The sequence below is a fragment of the Streptomyces violaceoruber genome (assembly GCF_033406955.1).
GTDB classification, from domain to species: Bacteria; Actinomycetota; Actinomycetes; order Streptomycetales; family Streptomycetaceae; genus Streptomyces; species Streptomyces violaceoruber.
Map to the genome: position 1 here is coordinate 5,104,065 of NZ_CP137734.1, position 17,819 is coordinate 5,121,883.

Here is a 17,819-nt window from a genome sequence, read left to right on the forward strand (position 1 = left end):
CCCCCGTCCGTCGGTTGGCGTCAATCCGTTCATGCTAACCACCCGGACGCGCGATCTTCCTGCGGACGGCCCCATGCGCCCCGCAACGGGCGGTGGCCGGGGCCGGAAACGGCCGGTAAACAGGTGGGCTCCGCGCGGCCGATACGCTAGGGGTGTGACGTTCCCCGTAGTCGGCATGGTCGGCGGTGGCCAGCTCGCTCGTATGACACACGAGGCGGGCATCCCGCTCGGCATCAGGTTCAAGCTTCTCAGTGACACTCCCCAGGACTCTGCGGCGCAGGTCGTGAACGAAGTCGTCGTCGGCGACTATCGCGATCTGGACACGTTGCGCGAGTTCGCGCGCGGCTGTGACGTGATCACCTTCGATCACGAGCACGTGCCGACCGAGCACCTCAAGGCCCTGGAGGCGGACGGCATCCCCGTCCGCCCCGGTCCCGAGGCGCTCGTGCACGCCCAGGACAAGGGCGTGATGCGCGCGAAGCTCGACGCGATCGGCGTGCCCTGCCCGCGGCACCGGATCGTGCGCGATCCGGCCGACGTGGCCGCCTTCGCGGCGGAGGGCGCCGTGGAGGGCGGGGACGGCTTCCCCGTCGTCCTCAAGACGGTCCGCGGCGGGTACGACGGCAAGGGCGTGTGGGTCGTGGACTCGGTGGCGGAGGCGGCCGAGCCCTTCCGCGCCGGGGTGCCCGTGCTGGCGGAGGAGAAGGTCGACTTCGTCCGCGAGCTGGCCGCCAACGTGGTCCGCTCCCCGCACGGCCAGGCGGTGGCCTACCCCGTCGTCGAGTCCCAGCAGGTCAAGGGCGTCTGCGACACGGTGATCGCCCCCGCACCCGATCTGGACGAGGCGCTGGCCCTGCGCGCCGAGGAGATGGCGCTCGGTATCGCCAAGGAGCTGGGCGTCGTCGGACACCTCGCCGTCGAGCTGTTCCAGACCCGCGACGGCCGCGTCCTCGTCAACGAACTGGCGATGCGCCCGCACAACTCCGGCCACTGGACCATGGACGGCGCGATCACCTCGCAGTTCGCCAACCACGTCCGCGCGGTCCTCGACCTCCCCCTCGGCGACCCGCGCCCGCGGGCCAAGTGGACGGTGATGGTCAACGTCCTGGGCGGCGACTACCCGGACATGTACTCCGCGTACCTGCACTGCATGGCCCGCGACCCGCAGCTCAAGATCCACATGTACGGCAAGGACGTGAAGCCCGGCCGCAAGGTCGGCCACGTCAACACCTACGGCGACGACCTGGACGACGTGCTGGAGCGCGCCCGTCACGCTGCCGGTTACCTGAGAGGGACGATCACCGAATGAGCCAGGCCAGCCCGGTGACCCCGGTCGTGGGCATCGTCATGGGGTCGGACTCCGACTGGCCCGTCATGGAGGCCGCCGCCAAGGCCCTCGACGAGTTCGAGGTCCCCTACGAGGTCGACGTCGTCTCCGCGCACCGCATGCCGCACGAGATGATCGCGTACGGCGAGCAGGCCGCCGGACGCGGCCTCAAGGCGATCATCGCGGGGGCCGGGGGCGCCGCCCACCTGCCCGGCATGCTCGCCTCGGTCACGCCGCTGCCGGTCATCGGCGTCCCGGTGCCGCTGAAGTACCTGGACGGCATGGACAGCCTGCTGTCCATCGTGCAGATGCCGGCCGGCGTCCCGGTGGCGACGGTCTCCGTCGGCGGCGCCCGCAACGCCGGTCTGCTGGCCGCCCGCATCCTCGCCGCCCACGACGAGGAACTGCTCGGCCGGATGCGCGAGTTCCAGCAGGACCTCAACGACCAGGCCACCGAGAAGGGCAAGCGGCTGCGCACCAAGGTCGAGGGCTCAGCGGCCGGCTTCGGATTCGGAAAGTGACGGAAGGAACGCGGATGACATCGCTGGAGAAGGCCCGCGAGCTGCTGCGCGAGTTCCCGGTCGTCGACGGGCACAACGACCTGCCCTGGGCGCTGCGCGAGCAGGTCCGCTACGACCTCGACGCCCGCGACATCGCCGCCGACCAGTCCGCCCACCTGCACACCGACCTGGCCCGGCTGCGCTCCGGCGGCGTCGGCGCGCAGTACTGGTCGGTGTACGTCCGCTCCGACCTGCCCGGCGCGGTGACGGCGACGCTGGAGCAGATCGACTGCGTACGGCGGCTGATCGACCGCCACCCCGGCGAGCTGCGGGCCGCGCTGACCGCCGCCGACATGGAGGCGGCCCGCGCCGAGGGCCGGATCGCCTCCCTCATGGGCGCCGAGGGCGGCCACTCCATCGACAACTCGCTGGCCACCCTGCGCGCCCTGTACGCGCTCGGCGTGCGCTACATGACGCTCACCCACAACGACAACAACGCGTGGGCGGACTCGGCGACCGACGAGCCCGGCGTCGGCGGTCTGTCCGCCTTCGGCCGCGAGGTCGTGCGGGAGATGAACCGCGAGGGCATGCTGGTCGACCTCTCGCACGTCGCGGCGACGACGATGCGCGACGCGCTGGACACCTCCACCGCGCCGGTGATCTTCTCGCACTCGTCCTCCCGCGCGGTGTGCGACCACCCGCGCAACATCCCGGACGACGTCCTGGAGCGGCTGTCCGCCAACGGCGGCATGGCGATGGTGACGTTCGTGCCGAAGTTCGTGCTCCAGGCCGCGGTCGACTGGACCGCCGAGGCCGATGACAACATGCGCGCGCACGGCTTCCACCACCTCGACTCCAGTCCCGAGGCGATGAAGGTGCACGCCGCCTTCGAGGAGCGCGTCCCGCGCCCCGTCGCCACCGTGTCGACGGTCGCCGACCACCTCGACCACATGCGCGAGGTCGCCGGCGTCGACCACCTCGGCATCGGCGGCGACTACGACGGCACGCCCTTCACCCCGGACGGCCTCGGCGACGTCTCCGGCTACCCGAACCTGATCGCCGAGCTGCTCGACCGCGGCTGGTCCCAGTCCGACCTGGCCAAGCTGACCTGGAAGAACGCGGTCCGGGTACTCGACGCCGCCGAGGACGTGTCCCGGGGGCTCCGGGCGACCCGGGGGCCGTCCAACGCCACCATCGAGCAGCTGGACGGCACGGCCGCCGAGCAGCCGGAAGGCTGAGCCGCCCCGCTTCCGGCCGGGTGGGGCGCGCGTACCCCCGAACGCCCCACCCACCAGGAAGCCCTTTCCGCTCCGTGCGACGGTGGCCGTACCTCACGACGACCGTACGGAGCCCGTCATGGCAGACCTCCAGGACGACCTGCACACCGGTACCGAGGCCGGTGGGCTCGACGACCTGCCCGTGCCGCTCGCCGCGGAGGCCTTTCCGCCGGAGCCCTACGCTCCCGTGTCCGACCCCGACGACGAGCCGCTGGCCCGGGCGCACGCCGTGCTGGCCGCCCATCCCGTCGCCGACGGCTGCAACGGTCTGCCCTGGGCGCTCAGGCACCTGCCCTGGTACGACCTGGAGCTGGGCGAGAGCGCCGTCGACACCGACGTGCCGCGGCTGCGCGAGGGACACGTGGGGGCGCTGCTGTGGTCGCTGCACCTGCCCGAGTCCCTCGACGGGGACCGTGCGGTCGGCGCCACGCTGGAGCAGCTCGACCTGGTCAAGACGGTCGTGCGGGCCCACCCGGAGGGGCTGCGCCTGGCGTACGACGCGGGGCAGGCCATCGACGCCCGCAACTGCGGCCGGATCGCCGTGCTGCCCGGTCCCGCGGGCGCCGCCGCCCTCGGCGACCGGCTCGGCATCCTGCGCTCCCTGCACGCCCTCGGCCTGCGCGTCCTGACGCTGTCCGGGGTGAGCTGGGCGAGCGAGGCGGGGCTGACCCGGTTCGGCGAGGAGGTCGTCCGGGAGATGAACCGGCTCGGTGTCGTCGCCGACCTCTCCGGCGCCTCCGCCGAGACTGTCCGGCGTACCTTCGCGGTGTCCAAGGCACCGGCGCTGTGCACCCGCTCCGCCGCCCGCGCGCTGCGCCCGCACCCCGCGAACCTCCCCGACGACCTGCTGGTGGAGCTGGGCGCGGCCGGTGGCCTGTGCATGGTGCCGCTGACCGCCGAGCAGACCGGCCCGACGGTGCGGGACGTCGCCGACCACCTCGACCACGTCCGCACGGTGGCCGGGCCGCAGAGCGTCGGCCTGTCCGGCACCTACGACAGCGGCGCCGCGCACCCGCTGGAGCTGGGCGACCCCTCCTGCTACCCCCGGCTGGTCGCCGAACTGCTCAGGCGTGGCTGGGACGAGGCGGACGTGGCCCTGCTGACCTGGGGCAACGTCCAGCGGGTCCTGCGTGCCGCGGCCTTCACCGCGAAGGCGGCCCAGCTGCGCCGCGAGCCGTCCACGGCGACCATCGCCGACCTGGACGGATAGTCCGCGCGAGCGTCACGTGTGCTCGATCCGGCAGAGGCAGAACGGATGCCCCGCCGGATCGGCGTACACCATGAAGTCCTTGTCCTCCCGGTCCTCCAGGTCCAGCGGCCGGGCGCCCAGCGCGAGCACCCGATCGTGCGCGGCGTCCATCTCGGCCCAGGTCGCCCCGCCGTCGAAATCGAGGTGGAACTGCTGGGCGTTGCGGTCGGAGCGCGGCCACTCGGGCGGGGTGAGGTCCGGGGCCCGCTGGAAGGACAGGCGGGGTCCGCCGGGCACCTGGAGGACCACCCAGTCCGGGTCCGCCTCGTCGGGCGCGCCGCCCCCGACCGCCGCGTAGAAGCGGGCCAGCTCACGGGGGTCGGGACAGTCGACGACGACGGAACGGAAACGTGCCGCGGGTGCCATGGGAGTCCTCCGAGTGCTCGTGGGCCGGCTCAGCAGGCGCAGAGGCAGAACGGGTGCCCGGCCGGGTCGGCGTAAACGCGGAAGGTACGGGTGCGGTCCTCCGCGTCCAGCGGCCTCGCGCCCAGCTCCAGCACCGCCTTCTCGGCCGCGTCCAGGTCCTTCACGTCGAGGTCGAGGTGGAACTGCTGCGAGTCGTCGGGCGCGGGCCACTTCGGCGGCACGAACCCGGGGGCCGCCTGGAAGGCCAGCGCCCGTCCGCCCGGCAGCCTCAGGTCGACCCAGTCGCCCTCGCCCTCGACGGTGCCGCCGAGCACGTCGGCGTAGAAGCGGGCCAGTGCACGGGGGTCGGGACAGTCCAGGACGACGGGACCCAGTTCGGCGACAGCCATGACTTCCTCCTTGAAGTACGCGGTCTTCGGTCACCGGCGCGGTTACCGGCATCATGCGGGTAACCAGTAACGGTTACTGCATGCTGCCGTATTGGCGGTAACGTCGCAAGCATGAGTGAGAGATCGCCCGCACCGGGCGGCCTGGGCCTGGTCGAGACCCTGGTGAACACGCTGGACCTCGAGACGGGCGCCGACTCGCTGGACACGGAGGAGGGCCGGGCGCCGCTCGGCCTGACGGAGGACGACGTACCGGCCGCCCGGGAGCTGCGCGAGTCCCTGCGCGCCACCCTGCTCGCCCACGCCGGGCACCCGCCGCACCGCGCGGTGACCCCGCTGGGGGAGCTGCTGGCGGCCGCCCCGCTGGTCGTCGCCGTCGACCCGGCCGACGGCTCCGCCGCCCTCGCCCCGGCCGGGGAGGGCTCCCTGACCGCCCGCGTCGCCGCCGCCGTCGCCCAGGCACTGGTGGCCGGCACCTGGAGCCGCCTCAAGGCGTGCGAGGCCGCCGACTGCCACTGGGCGTACTACGACCGCAGCCCGGCGGGACGCGGCCGCTGGTGTTCGATGCAGGTGTGCGGGGCCCGCGCCAAGATGCGCCGGTACCGGGCCAAGGAGTCGTAAACACCGCCCGCTTCACCGGCCGGCCGGGCGCGCACTGGGGCACAATGCGGTCGACGCCGGTTCGGCCGACTGAGCCTCGGCCGAACCGGCGTCGTCCGGCCCGCCGGCCCGCCGGCCCGCCTTCCTCGCCTACCTCGAACTCGTCGACGCTGTGTTCGAGTTGTGAACGTGGTGATACGTTCGTGGTCGCCGTGCCAGGGGGGCAGGGAGTGACGACGGAGGGGGCCGCCGTGCTTGTCTCGGACACGGCTGTTTCCGCGCGCCGTCGAGGTGCGCAGGCCCATGCTCCGCGGACCGACGAGATGGTCGTGCACGCCGTGGCGCGTCCTCGTCCTGCCGGATCCCCATGTCGTCGGTTGATCGACCGCCCGTCATGCCGCCTCCCGAAAGGACCGAGTACCGACCCGTGTCCAGATTCCGTTCACGCGCCGCGGTCACCGCGGGTCTGACGGCCATCGCGGTGGCCGCCGGCTGCCTCGTCGTCGGACCCGTCCAGGCCGCCACCGGCCCCGCCGTCACCGAAGGCGGCCATGCCTCCACCGCCCGCCTGCGCATAGGCGACGACCAGCGGGCCTGCTCCGGTGTGCTCGTCGCCGCCCAGTGGCTGGCCACGGCCGCGAGCTGCTTCGCCGACGACCTCGGCACCGGACCGGTCGCCGCGGGCAAGCCGCAGTGGAGGACGACGGCCGTCCTCGGCCCGGCCGCCGGGACGACCGTCGAGGTCGTCGAACTCGTTCCGCGTACCGACCGCGACCTGGTCCTGGCCCGCCTGGCCTCCCCGGTCGCCGGCACCACCCCGGTGCCGTTCGCCACCACCGCGCCCGCACCGGGCGAGGAGCTGACGGTCGTCGGCTTCGGCCGGACCAAGGAGGAGTGGGCGCCCCTCACCCGGCACACGGCGGCGTTCACGGTCCAGTCCGTCTCCGGCACCACGCTCGCGCTCGACGGCAGAACCGACGACGACGCCATCTGCGCGGGCGACGCCGGGGGGCCGCTCCTGCGGCAGAAGGACGGCGGGTTCGAGCTGGTGGCGCTCGCCAGCCAGTCCTGGCAGGGCGGCTGTTGGGGCACCGACCCGGCCGAGACCCGCAACGACGCGGTCTCTCCCCGCCTCGACAACATCGCCGGCGGCAACACGCTCACGCCCGGTGCCGTCCTGCGCGCCGAGGACAGCCTCGTCTCCAACGCCGCCCGCCTCACCCTGCGGGCCGACGGCGACCTCGTCGTCGTCTCCAACGCGGGCAAGACCCTGTGGTCCACCGGCACCGCCGGCCACCCCGGCGCCACCGCCCGGTTCACCGACAGCGGAAATCTCACCGTCGTGGACGCCGACGGCACCACGGTCCTGTGGGAGTCCGCGACCACGGCGCCCGGCGGCAGTGCCGTCCTCCAGGACCGGGGCGACCTCGTCGTCCGCGACGCCCAGGGCGCCTCCCAGTGGGCCGCCGGCACCGAGGTCCGCCACGACTACAACGGCGACGGCCGCAGCGACATGGCCGCCTGGTACAACTACACCGACGGTCGCGACGCCATCCACACCTTCCTCGGCGGCACCGACGGGACCCTCACCAAGCCCCTCAAGTCCTACGACGTCGCCGACGGGGTCTGGGACACCCGGGCGATGAAGTACCTCACCGGCGACTTCAACGGCGACGGCCGCGGCGACACGGCCGTCCTCAAGGGTTACAGCGACACCAGCGTCAAACTGTGGGTCGCACTCGGCCGGGCGGACGGCGGGTTCGACGCCCCCTACACGGCGTGGAGCACCCCGGCCGGCGGCTTCCACATCAGCTACATGACCCCGCACGCCGGTGACTTCAACGGCGACGGCCGCGACGACGTGGCCGTCTGGTACGCCTACACCGACGGCAGCACCAAACTGTGGACGTTCACCAGCACCGACCGGGGCACCTTCAACGCCCCCTTCAGCTCCTGGTCCGCCCCGTCCGGCTCCTGGCTGCGCAGCCGCGTCAAGTCCGTCGTCGGTGACTTCGACGGCGACGGCCGCGACGACCTGAGCGTCTTCTACGGCCAGGGCGACGACACGGTCAAGACGTACGTCTTCCCGGCCGCGCCCGACGGCGGATTCACCACCCCCGCCGTGTGGTGGCAGAGCGCGTCCCTCGACTGGAACCGCACCACCCCGCACGCCGGCGACTTCAACGGGGACGGCCGCGACGACACGCTGGTCTGGTACGACTACCCGGACGGCAGCGACAAGACGTCGACCATGCTCTCGGAACGGGTCAGCGGCAAGGACCGCTTCGGATCGGCGAAGGTCACCCTCAGCAGCCCTCCCGGCAACCTGGACGTGACCCGCATGCAGTTCCTCACCGGCGACTACGACGGGGACGGCCGCGACGACCTCGCCACGCTGAACCACCAGGCCGACGGCACGGTGAAGATGTGGACCTGGACCGCACGGCCGGACGCCATGTTCAACGGCGGCATCGCCGGCTGGAGCGCTCCGGCCAGCAGCTGGGCCTTCGGCTCCGCACAGTTCTTCACCACCTACCCGAAGAGCTAGGGGGTGTCGTTTGGATCAGGCCGGCCGCGGCCGACGGTGCCTTGTGGCCGACCCGAGCGGGGTCTGGTGCGTGCAGCTGCAAGGCGGAGGAGGGCGACAACGCGGAGCGTTGGCAACCGACGACAACGCCGCAGATGTGCGTGCCAGACCCCGCGACCCCGGCAAGATCCAAACGACACCCCCTAGCCCCCGCCCGACCGCCTCGGGAACGCCGGACCGGCCGGAGGCGGTCGGGCGGCCCTCAGGCGGTCGGGCGGCCCATCGCCCGGTACGTCCAGCCGGCCTTCCGCCACAGCGCCGGATCCAGGGCGTTGCGCCCGTCCAGGATCACCCGGGCCGCAGCCGCCTCGCCCAGCACCTCGGGGTCCAGCTCGCGGAACTCCCGCCACTCCGTGAGGTGCAGGACCACGTCAGCGCCCCGCACCGCCTCCCGCGCCGAGTCGGCGTAGCCGAGGGTCGGGAAGAGCCGCCGGGCGTTCTCCATGCCCTTGGGGTCGTACACCGTCACCTGGGCGCCCTGGAGGTGCACCTGCCCGGCGACGTTCAGCGCGGGGGAGTCCCGTACGTCGTCCGAGTCGGGCTTGAAGGTGGCGCCGAGCACCGCGACGCGCTTGCCGAGGAAGGGGCCGCCGCCCAGCGCCTGCCGGGTCAGCTCCACCATCCGGCCGCGCTGGCGCATGTTGACGGAGTCGATCTCGCGCAGGAAGGTCAGCGCCTGGTCGGCGCCCAGCTCACCGGCGCGCGCCATGAACGCCCGGATGTCCTTCGGCAGACAGCCGCCGCCGAAGCCGATCCCGGCCCGCAGGAACTTCTTCCCGATCCGGTCGTCGTACCCGATCGCCTCCGCCAGCTTGGCGACGTCGCCGCCCGCGGCCTCGCAGACCTCCGCCATCGCGTTGATGAAGGAGATCTTGGTGGCGAGGAAGGAGTTCGCGGCGGTCTTCACCAGCTCCGCCGTCGGGAAGTCCGTGACGACGAACGGCGAGCCCTCCTCGATCGGCGTCGCGTACACCTCGCGCAGCAGCCGCTCGGCCCGCTCGCTGCGCACACCGACCACCAGGCGGTCGGGGTGCAGGGTGTCCTCGACGGCGAAGCCCTCGCGCAGGAACTCCGGGTTCCAGGCCAGCTCGGCCCCGTCGCCGGCCGGCGCGTGCTCGGCCAGGTAGGCCGCCAGCCGGTCGGCGGAGCCCACCGGCACGGTCGACTTGCCGACGACCAGCGCGGGGCCGGTCAGGTGCGGCGCCAGGGAGGCCAGCGCGGAGTCGACGTACGACATGTCGCAGGCGTACTCGCCGTGCTTCTGCGGGGTGTTCACACACAGGAAGTGCACGTCGCCGAAGGCCGCGACCTCGGCGAAGTCGGTGGTGAAGCGCAGCCGCCCGCTGGAGCCCTCGATCCCGGCGACGTGCTTGCCCAGCAGCTCCCGCAGACCGGGCTCGTACATCGGGACCTCGCCCCGCTGGAGCGTCTCGATCTTCTCGGGCACCACGTCGAGACCCAGCACCTCGAAACCGAGCTCGGCCATGGCCGCCGCGTGGGTGGCGCCGAGATAGCCGGTACCGATCACGGTGATCTTCAGGGCCATGGATGCGCTCCAGAGGTGGACGGCACGGTTGCGCGCCCGAGCATATCCGGGGCGCCGGAGAAGCCTTTCGAGACCGTGGGGCCGGCTGTCGTCAAGCTCACCTATCCACGGACCGGCCGGGGCTCTAAAATTTGGGTTACTTAACGGTAGTTAGCGTGCCCAGCATCACAGCGTTTTGGAGCGTGAGAAACCTTGGCCGGATCGGCTGACTTCGACCTGTACCGCCCGTCCGAGGAGCACGACATGCTCCGGGACGCCGTCCGCTCGCTGGCCGAGGCGAAGATCGCGCCGTACGCCGCCGCCGTGGACGAGGAGGCGCGCTTCCCGCAGGAGGCGCTGGACGCGCTCACCGCGAACGACCTGCACGCGGTGCACGTCCCCGAGGAGTACGGCGGCGCGGGCGCCGACGCGCTCGCCACGGTCATCGTGATCGAGGAGGTGGCCCGCGCCTGCGCGTCCTCCTCCCTCATCCCGGCCGTGAACAAGCTCGGCTCGCTCCCGGTGATCCTCTCCGGCTCCGAGGAGCTGAAGAAGAAGTACATGACCCCGCTCGCCAAGGGCGACGGCATGTTCTCCTACTGCCTCTCCGAGCCCGACGCCGGCTCCGACGCGGCCGGCATGAAGACCAGGGCCGTCCGCGACGGCGACTTCTGGGTGCTCAACGGCGTCAAGCGCTGGATCACCAACGCCGGCGTCAGCGAGTACTACACCGTCATGGCGGTCACCGACCCCGACAAGCGCTCCAAGGGCATCTCCGCCTTCGTGGTCGAGAAGTCCGACGAGGGCGTGTCCTTCGGCGCCCCGGAGAAGAAGCTCGGCATCAAGGGCTCCCCGACCCGCGAGGTCTACCTCGACAACGTCCGCATCCCCGCCGACCGCATGATCGGCGCGGAGGGCACCGGCTTCGCCACCGCGATGAAGACGCTGGACCACACCCGCATCACCATCGCCGCCCAGGCCCTCGGCATCGCCCAGGGCGCCCTCGACTACGCCAAGGGCTACGTCAAGGAGCGCAAGCAGTTCGGCAAGCCGATCGCCGACTTCCAGGGCATCCAGTTCATGCTCGCCGACATGGCCATGAAGATCGAGGCCGCCCGCCAGCTGACGTACGCGGCGGCCGCCAAGTCGCAGCGCGGCGACAGCGACCTGACCTTCCAGGGCGCCGCCGCCAAGTGCTTCGCCTCGGACGTGGCCATGGAGGTCACCACGGACGCCGTCCAGCTGCTCGGCGGCTACGGCTACACCCGGGACTACCCGGTGGAGCGCATGATGCGCGACGCCAAGATCACGCAGATCTACGAGGGCACCAACCAGGTCCAGCGCATCGTCATGGCGCGCAACCTGCCGTAGCGGCCGGGATCCTGTCAGCGAGGGGCGTCCGCCGGCCGGGCGCCCCTCGCTCGTCGCGACCGATTGTCAGTGGTGGGTGAGACGGTGGATCCATCGAGTCGGGAAGCCGCCGAGCGGCAATCGGTAAGAGGGGGAGCCGCCATGTCCAGGAGCCAGAACTACATCAACCACGTCGCTCTCGTGCTGGACGCCAGTTCGTCCATGCGGCGCCTGAGCCACAAGGTGGTCGAGGTCGCCGACCAGCAGATCGCCTACCTGGCCCGCCGGTCGCAGGAGCTGGACCAGGAGACCCGCGTCACGGTGTACGTCTTCGCCGACCAGGTGGAGTGCGTCATCTACGACAAGGACGTGCTGCGGATGCCGTCGCTGAAGCAGATGTACCGGGTCGGCGGCATGACGGCGCTGCTGGCGGCCACGCTCAAGTCGCAGCGGGAGCTGGCGCAGACGGCCCAGCTGTACGGCGACCACAGCTTCCTGACCTTCGTCCTCACGGACGGGCAGGAGAACGTGAGCCACCGCTGCCCGGACGCCCCCGCCCGGGACCCGCGCGCCCTGGTCGAGGCCGTGTCCCGGATGATCGAGACGCAGGCGGACAACTGGACGCTGGCCGTCCTCGTGCCGGACCAGATGGGCAAGCGCGAGGCCATGCAGTACGGGTTCCCGAAGGACAACATCGCCATCTGGGACGCCACGAGCACCCAGGGTCTCGAGGAGGCCGGGCAGGTCATCCAGGAGGCCACCGAGAAGTTCATGGTGGGGCGCACCAAGGGCATCCGCGGGTCGCGGGCCGTGTTCTCCACGGGCGGCGACGCGGTCAACAAGGACACCATCAAGGCGGCCGGCCTCACGCCGGTCGAGTCGTCGAAGTACCAGCTGATCGACGTCACCCGCGACGTGGCGATCCGCGACTGGGTCGTCGAGCGCGGGCACACCTACCGCACCGGTGGTGCCTTCTACCAGCTGAGCAAGTCGGAGAAGGTCCAGCCGAAGAAGCAGATATCGGTGCTGGAGAAGAAGACGGACCGGGTGTACACGGGGCCCGAGGCCCGCGCCCTGCTCGGCCTGCCGGACGTGGAGGTCCGCATCAAGCCCGACCACAACGACGAATTCACGATCTTCGTGCAGAGCACGAGCGTGAACCGGAAGCTCGTACCGAACACGCGGCTCCTGCTCATGCTCTGACGCCGCCGACGCCCGGGTGGCGCCCCGGGCGGAGGTCAGTCCTCGTACCCCTCCGCCACCCGCCGCTCCCGCAGTTCCATGATCGCCCGGCGGCGGGCCAGGCGGTGGGTGCGGCGGATCTGGGCCTCCTGGTAGCGCCGCTTGTCCTTCTCGGTCTCGGGCAGCACCGGCGGCACCGTGCGCGGCTTGCCGTCGGCGTCCACGGCCGCGAAGACCAGGTAGGCCGAGCCGACCTGGGTGGCCGGGGTGGACTCGTTCCAGCGCTCGGCCAGGACCCGGACGCCCACCTCCATGGAACTGCGGCCGGTCCAGTTGACCTGGGCCTTCACATGGACGAGGTCGCCGACGCGGACCGGTTCGAGGAACGCCATCTCGTCCATGGACGCGGTGACGGCGGGTCCGCCGGAGTGCCGTCCGGCCACGGCTCCCGCCGCGTCGTCGACGAGCTTCATGATCACACCGCCGTGCACCGTACCCAGAAGGTTGGTGTCGCTGTGCGTCATGATGTGACTGAGGGTGGTGCGGGACGCCGAGGTCGGCTTGCCCGGGATCTCCGGGGCCGTCGACTGCGCGGCCGAGGCCTGTTCTGCCTGGTCTGTCATGGCCTCCACCTTATGCCGGGGCCACACGGGCGTGATTTTGTGTCGGGTTCGCAACAGCACTGCCCTGATTTTCCGACATACCTTGTAACGCCCACAGGGCGGCCCTGCACACTGGTGCGCATGAATGATTGGCCCGAGGGATGGTCCGGTGACAACCGCGGCAGCGGCTACGGGCGCGGCAGCGCGAACGCACGGCCGGAGAGCGCACGCGTGATGCGTCAGGTCCGCCGCGGCGCGACGCCGCCGCCCGGCCCGGGCCCGTCGGCCCCGCCGTACGGCGCCGGGGTGCCCCAGCAGCCGTCGTACACCGACGGCCAGGGGCACGGCGGCGACGGCTACGACAGCGGCTACAACACCGGCCAGGTCTACGGCGGCGGTGGCGGCGGCCAGGGCCCCGGCCGCCAGGTCCGGGACCGGCCCGCGCCGGACTGGCGCCGCCGGATCAAGTGGACCGCGATCACGGTGGTGACCGTGCTGGTCGTCACCACCGTCGGCACCTACTTCTGGGCCGACTCCAAGCTCAACCGCGACGTCGACCTGTCCAAGGTCATCGACCGGCCCGCGGCCGGCGAGGGCACGAACTACCTCATCGTCGGGTCCGACAGCCGCGAGGGCATGTCCAAGGACCAGATGAAGGACCTGCACACCGGCTACGCCGAGGGCAAGCGCACCGACTCGATGATGATCCTGCATACCGGGGACAACGGGTCGACGCTGATCTCCCTGCCCCGCGACTCGGACGTGGAGATCCCGAGCTTCGTCGGCTCCGAGTCCGGCAAGAAGTACCCGGGCACGGGCCGGCACACCAAGCTGAACGCCGCCTACGCCGAGGACGGCCCCGAGCTGCTGGTGCGCACCGTCGAGCACAACACCGGGCTGCGCCTGGACCACTACGTGGAGATCGGCTTCGGCGGCTTCGCGAACATCGTGGACGCGGTCGGCGGGGTCGAGATCGACATCCCGCAGGACATCAAGGACAAGAAGTCCGGCGCCGACCTCAAGAAGGGCAAGCAGACCCTGGACGGCCAGGAGGCCCTCGCCTTCGTCCGCACCCGGTACGCGCTGGCCGGCTCCGACCTGGACCGCACCAAGAACCAGCAGAAGTTCCTCTCGGCGCTGGCGAGCCAGGTGGCCACCCCGTCGACGGTCCTCAACCCGTTCAGGCTGTACCCGACCATGGGCGCCGGCCTGGACTCCCTCGTCGTCGACAAGGACATGGGCCTGTTCGACCTGGCGAGCATGTTCTGGGCGATGAAGAGCGTCAGCGGCGGCGAGGGCACCTCGATGAACATGCCGATCTCGGGCAGCGTCGGCGGCAACCTCAAGTGGGACGACGCGAAGGTGAAGAAGCTCGTCGAGGAACTGAAGAACGACGAGAAGGTCACCGTCTCCGGCAACAACTGAGCCCGGGCGCGCCGGTGAGCCCCGGCGCGCCTCACTCCTTGCCGCAGACCACCTCGTCGCCGCGCACCACCGTGCCCGACTCCTGCGGCGGGTCGGCCGGCCGCACCTTCGCCACCTTCTCGAAGTCGGCGCCCGCGATCACCTTCAGCGTGGCGCCCTGCCCCTTGACCGGCTTCAGCTCGCTGCCGGGCAGTGCGGCGGCCAGTGACTTCGCCGACTGGTCCCAGCGCGGGTCGTAGGCGACGACGGTCCGCCCCACCGCCCGGTCCTCGGCGTTCCGCGGCGCCCTGGTGGTGCGGAAACCGGTCGCCGCCAGCGCGTCGTCCACCCGCTTGCCCAGCCCGGAGGTGCGGGTGCCGTTCTCCACCTGGACGCGGATCTGCTTCGGGTCCACCGGGACCCGCACCGGCGCCGGACCCTTCGGCCTCGGCTTCGGCGCGGCCAGCGGCTCGTCCTCGCGCAGGGCGTCGAAGAGCCGCTCGGACTTAGCCGGGTCCCACTTCAGCGTCGAACCGACGCCCTTTACGGCGTAGCCCATCTGCCCGATCGGCACGGTGGTGAACTCGGAGGACGACGGCGAGAAGTTCCGCATCGCCCGCCCGAGCGTCAGCAGCTCGTCGGTGCCGAAGCCCTGGTCGGCCCGGACCGAGCCGAGCACGGCCCGGGTGACGTCGCGGAACTTCAGCGGGTTCAGCAGGATCCCCGAGGAGGTCGCCCGGTCGATCAGGGCGGCCAGGAAGCGCTGCTGGCGCTTCATCCGGCTCAGGTCCGAGGCGCCGTCGAGGTGGCGGGCGCGCACGTACTGCAGCGCCTGCCCGCCCATCAGGGTGTGGGAGCCGGCCGGCAGGTCGAGTCCCGTGTAGCTGTCCTTGAGCGGCTGGACCGTGCAGATCCGCACACCGCCGAGGACGTCCACGGTCTTCATGAAGCTGGTGAAGTCGACCTCCAGATAGTGGTCGATCTTCACCCGGGTCATGTTCTCCACGGTGCGGATCGTCAGCTGCGGGCCGCCCTCGGCATAGGCCGCGTTCAGCTTGATCGGGTGTCCCTTGTGGTGCTCGCCGGTGGTGCGGTCGGTGTGGCCGGGCGTCTCGGCGTACGAGTCGCGCGGCAGGCTGACCACGCTCGCGCGCTCCCGGTCCTCCGAGATGTGCACGATCATGATCGTGTCGGTGCAGTGGCAGGGGGCGCCGCCCAGCCGGTACTTGCGCCGCTCCTCCTCGGTGATCTCGTCCCGGCCGTCGGTGCCGACCATCAGGACGTTCATGCCGTCGCCCGCCCGCGGCCGGTTCTTCATGTCCTTGAACGCGTCGAACCGCGAGATGTCCGAGTCCAGACTCGAGAGCACCGCGTGCCCGATGCCGGCGGAGGCGAGCACCACCACCGACAGCGCGGTCACCGCCCGCATGGCCCAGCGCGGCTTCTTCCGCCGTACGGGGGGCCTCGGCGGCCGCCCGGACGGCCGGGGGCCGCCGCGCTGCGGCGGGGGCCCGCCCCGGTTGGTCGAGGCCGGGACCCGGGACGAGCGGGGCGGCGTGGGCAAGGGGAACACCTCCGCGGGGACGGGGCCCTGGGCGTGGAGCGTGAGGCCGTACGTGGGATTCGTGAGCACCGTAGGCCCATACGATCTCCTGCCCGGGGCTGTGACCCCGCGGCGCGCACCCGTGTCCCCCGTTCGCGGTAACGGGAGCGCCGGTGAAGGCCGGGGTACCGGCGACGGCCCCGTCCGCGGTGACGGCGGTCAGGACCAGGTGAACGCCGGGTTCACGTGCATGCAGGCGCTGTCGTCCGCGCCGTTGAGCGCCTCGGCCGACTCGGGGGTCCGGTCGTCGCTCTCGGGCGCCCGGTACGCCGTGTCCTCGCGCCAGTCGGCGCCCACGACGAGCGTGACGCCGGAGACGTCCGTCGACCGCTTCACCGAACTCGCCGGGACCCCGAGGGACTTGGCGACGCGGCGGGCGTCGCCCTCCAGGTCGGCGCTCGGGTAGCGGATCACCGTACGGTCCTCGCTCGGCAGCACCGACGGGTCCGCGACCGCCTTGGTGAAGCCCCGGTCCACCAGGAGCCCGGTGACCGTGTTCGCGCGTCCGGGGGCGGTGCCCAGTTCGTCGGTGCGGGTGCCGTTGCGGACCTGGACCGCGATCTCGTCGTCGGGAGCGGCCGGGTCGGCCGGGGGCTCCGGCTCCGCGTCGGGCTTCTTCTTCGCGTCCTTGCCGTCCAGCGCGATGTCCTCGCGCACCAGCCGGAACAACTGCTCCGCGTCCTCGGTCGGCTCCACGCGGGCGCCCACGTACCGGTTGGGCATCGTGGTCATGGTGATGCGCTCGGGCTTCACCTTCCGCAGTTCGTCGCTGAGGTCGTACAGCTTCTTGACGGAGTCCAGGTCCGGGTCGACGGTGAGTGCCTCGGTGGCCTCCTCGGCGAGCCTGCGCAGCCGGTTCGGGCTGCTGAGGGTCGCGTTCTCGCGCAGCACCCGGACCATCGCGTTCAGGTACATGTGCTGGGCCTTGGCCCGCGCCAGGTCGCTGCCGTCCTCGAAGCCGTACCGGGTGCGCAGCCACTGCAGGGCCTGCTCGCCCTTGACCGGGTGCGTGCCCTTCTCCAGCTTCAGACCGGAGCCGTGGCCCCCGGCGTCGCGCGAGTGGATGTTGGCGTCCACGCAGACCGGGACGCCGCCGACGGCGTCGGCCATCGAGACCACGCCCGCGAAGTCGACCATCACGAAGTGGTCGATGTGGATGCCGGTCAGCTCCTGCCAGGTGGCCACCGTGCAGCCGGGCCCGCCGTGGCCGAGGCTCTGGTTGGTCATCACCCGGCCCTCGCTCGCCGGGTAGACCTCGCCGTCGTCCGGGTCGGTGCACCTGGGTATCTCGAGCAGGGTGTCGCGCGGCATGCTGACCACCGACATGTTGCTGCGGTCGGCGGACAGGTGCACCAGCATCTGCACGTCCGCCAGCGGCGTGGAGCCGAACGTCTCACGGGCGCCGCCGAGTTGCTGGTTCTCCTCGCTGTCCCGGGCGTCCGAGCCGATGACGAGGATGTTCAGCGGGGTCTGCCCGGCCGCGTTCGGCGTCGGCTTGGCGACCTTGTTGTCGCCCAGGTTCAGGGCGTCCTGCTTGATGTTGTCGTTGAGGTGCTCGTAGTAGAGGTAACCCGCTCCGGCCGTGCCGGCCAGGACCACGGCGAGCACCACCGCGGTCCAGCGCAGCACCCGCCGTCGCCTGCGCGGACGGGGGGCGTCGGGCTCGCCTGCGGTGCCGTCCCCGGTGCCGCCTTCGGCGCCGAGGGCGGCGCCTTCGGGTTCGTCCTTGGCGCCGTCGACACCGTTGTCGCCGTCCCCCCGGACGGTCTGGGCACGTTCGGGGGCGTCTGCCGCGCCCTCGTCCGTGTCCTCCCCCTGCACACTGCTCCGCGTCACTTCCGCGTCCCTCCCCGCCCCCGGG

Annotated in this window: 15 protein-coding genes; 9 read left to right on the top strand and 6 right to left on the bottom strand. The window is 71.7% G+C overall.

Annotation, left to right across the window (positions count from 1 at the left end; all coding sequences use genetic code 11):
- Positions 1–73 precede the first annotated feature (73 nt).
- From R2E43_RS22875 to R2E43_RS22890, 4 genes are all read left to right on the top strand, one after another.
- The gene (locus tag R2E43_RS22875) at positions 74–1,309 is read left to right on the top strand and encodes a 5-(carboxyamino)imidazole ribonucleotide synthase (RefSeq protein WP_003975751.1); all 1,236 of its coding nucleotides are present in this window, start codon (positions 74–76) and stop codon (positions 1,307–1,309) included.
- The gene (purE, locus tag R2E43_RS22880) at positions 1,306–1,848 is read left to right on the top strand and encodes a 5-(carboxyamino)imidazole ribonucleotide mutase (RefSeq protein WP_003975752.1); all 543 of its coding nucleotides are present in this window, start codon (positions 1,306–1,308) and stop codon (positions 1,846–1,848) included. The genes R2E43_RS22875 and purE overlap by 4 nt, the downstream gene beginning before the upstream one ends.
- Before the next feature lie 14 nt (positions 1,849–1,862).
- The gene (locus tag R2E43_RS22885) at positions 1,863–3,065 is read left to right on the top strand and encodes a dipeptidase (protein WP_003975753.1); all 1,203 of its coding nucleotides are present in this window, start codon (positions 1,863–1,865) and stop codon (positions 3,063–3,065) included.
- Positions 3,066–3,183: 118 nt separating this feature from the next.
- The gene (locus tag R2E43_RS22890; protein ID WP_011028741.1) at positions 3,184–4,314 is read left to right on the top strand and encodes a dipeptidase; all 1,131 of its coding nucleotides are present in this window, start codon (positions 3,184–3,186) and stop codon (positions 4,312–4,314) included.
- A gap of 12 nt (positions 4,315–4,326) precedes the next feature.
- Here the strand turns inward: R2E43_RS22890 and R2E43_RS22895 are convergent, their stop codons facing one another.
- Positions 4,327–4,719 carry a VOC family protein gene (locus R2E43_RS22895; protein WP_136207598.1) on the bottom strand — a complete coding sequence of 131 codons (393 nt, stop codon included), beginning with the start codon at positions 4,717–4,719 and terminating at the stop codon, positions 4,327–4,329.
- Between the two features lie 29 nt (positions 4,720–4,748).
- Positions 4,749–5,108 (bottom strand): VOC family protein, encoded by a 360-nt coding sequence (locus tag R2E43_RS22900; RefSeq protein ID WP_003975756.1) that lies wholly within the window; start codon positions 5,106–5,108, stop codon positions 4,749–4,751.
- A gap of 111 nt (positions 5,109–5,219) precedes the next feature.
- Here R2E43_RS22900 and R2E43_RS22905 point away from each other — a divergent pair, with 111 nt between their 5' ends.
- Complete coding sequence (locus R2E43_RS22905) at positions 5,220–5,726, top strand: CGNR zinc finger domain-containing protein (protein ID WP_003975757.1); 507 nt, start codon at positions 5,220–5,222, stop codon at positions 5,724–5,726.
- A 406-nt stretch (positions 5,727–6,132) separates the two neighbouring features.
- On the top strand, positions 6,133–8,253 hold the full coding sequence (locus R2E43_RS22910; RefSeq protein ID WP_030873066.1) for an FG-GAP-like repeat-containing protein: 2,121 nt from the start codon (positions 6,133–6,135) through the stop codon (positions 8,251–8,253).
- A gap of 241 nt (positions 8,254–8,494) precedes the next feature.
- Here the strand turns inward: R2E43_RS22910 and R2E43_RS22915 are convergent, their stop codons facing one another.
- Entirely contained in the window at positions 8,495–9,838 is a 1,344-nt protein-coding gene (locus tag R2E43_RS22915; RefSeq protein ID WP_093456295.1) for a UDP-glucose dehydrogenase family protein, read from the bottom strand.
- Between the two features lie 192 nt (positions 9,839–10,030).
- Between R2E43_RS22915 and R2E43_RS22920 the strand changes: the two genes are divergently transcribed.
- Together R2E43_RS22920 and R2E43_RS22925 are read left to right on the top strand one after the other, a co-directional pair.
- Positions 10,031–11,188 (top strand): acyl-CoA dehydrogenase, encoded by a 1,158-nt coding sequence (locus tag R2E43_RS22920; protein ID WP_003975760.1) that lies wholly within the window; start codon positions 10,031–10,033, stop codon positions 11,186–11,188.
- 141 nt (positions 11,189–11,329) lie between these two features.
- The gene (locus tag R2E43_RS22925; RefSeq protein ID WP_003975761.1) at positions 11,330–12,370 is read left to right on the top strand and encodes a vWA domain-containing protein; all 1,041 of its coding nucleotides are present in this window, start codon (positions 11,330–11,332) and stop codon (positions 12,368–12,370) included.
- Between the two features lie 35 nt (positions 12,371–12,405).
- Here R2E43_RS22925 and R2E43_RS22930 read toward each other — a convergent pair whose 3' ends face one another.
- Positions 12,406–12,972: an acyl-CoA thioesterase gene (locus R2E43_RS22930; protein WP_030873063.1), complete on the bottom strand. Its 567-nt coding sequence runs from the start codon at positions 12,970–12,972 to the stop codon at positions 12,406–12,408.
- A gap of 120 nt (positions 12,973–13,092) precedes the next feature.
- Here R2E43_RS22930 and R2E43_RS22935 point away from each other — a divergent pair, with 120 nt between their 5' ends.
- A complete protein-coding gene (locus tag R2E43_RS22935) occupies positions 13,093–14,376 on the top strand; it encodes an LCP family protein (protein ID WP_173943953.1) in 1,284 nt (427 codons plus the stop codon).
- Between the two features lie 31 nt (positions 14,377–14,407).
- Here R2E43_RS22935 and R2E43_RS22940 read toward each other — a convergent pair whose 3' ends face one another.
- Positions 14,408–15,919, bottom strand: coding sequence for an LCP family protein (locus R2E43_RS22940; RefSeq protein WP_247703964.1), 1,512 nt, complete (start codon positions 15,917–15,919; stop codon positions 14,408–14,410).
- Positions 15,920–16,117: 198 nt separating this feature from the next.
- Complete coding sequence (locus tag R2E43_RS22945; protein WP_030873058.1) at positions 16,118–17,794, bottom strand: LCP family protein; 1,677 nt, start codon at positions 17,792–17,794, stop codon at positions 16,118–16,120.
- Positions 17,795–17,819 lie beyond the last annotated feature (25 nt).

Coding starts and splice junctions, on each gene's coding strand:
- R2E43_RS22935 (WP_173943953.1), top strand. CDS start 13,093: ATGAATGATTGGCCCGAGGGATGGTCCGGTGACAACCGCGGCAGCGGC.
- R2E43_RS22925 (WP_003975761.1), top strand. CDS start 11,330: ATGTCCAGGAGCCAGAACTACATCAACCACGTCGCTCTCGTGCTGGAC.
- R2E43_RS22890 (WP_011028741.1), top strand. CDS start 3,184: ATGGCAGACCTCCAGGACGACCTGCACACCGGTACCGAGGCCGGTGGG.
- R2E43_RS22915 (WP_093456295.1), bottom strand. CDS start 9,838: ATGGCCCTGAAGATCACCGTGATCGGTACCGGCTATCTCGGCGCCACC.
- R2E43_RS22885 (WP_003975753.1), top strand. CDS start 1,863: ATGACATCGCTGGAGAAGGCCCGCGAGCTGCTGCGCGAGTTCCCGGTC.
- R2E43_RS22930 (WP_030873063.1), bottom strand. CDS start 12,972: ATGACAGACCAGGCAGAACAGGCCTCGGCCGCGCAGTCGACGGCCCCG.
- R2E43_RS22895 (WP_136207598.1), bottom strand. CDS start 4,719: ATGGCACCCGCGGCACGTTTCCGTTCCGTCGTCGTCGACTGTCCCGAC.
- purE (WP_003975752.1), top strand. CDS start 1,306: ATGAGCCAGGCCAGCCCGGTGACCCCGGTCGTGGGCATCGTCATGGGG.
- R2E43_RS22875 (WP_003975751.1), top strand. CDS start 74: ATGCGCCCCGCAACGGGCGGTGGCCGGGGCCGGAAACGGCCGGTAAAC.
- R2E43_RS22900 (WP_003975756.1), bottom strand. CDS start 5,108: ATGGCTGTCGCCGAACTGGGTCCCGTCGTCCTGGACTGTCCCGACCCC.
- R2E43_RS22905 (WP_003975757.1), top strand. CDS start 5,220: ATGAGTGAGAGATCGCCCGCACCGGGCGGCCTGGGCCTGGTCGAGACC.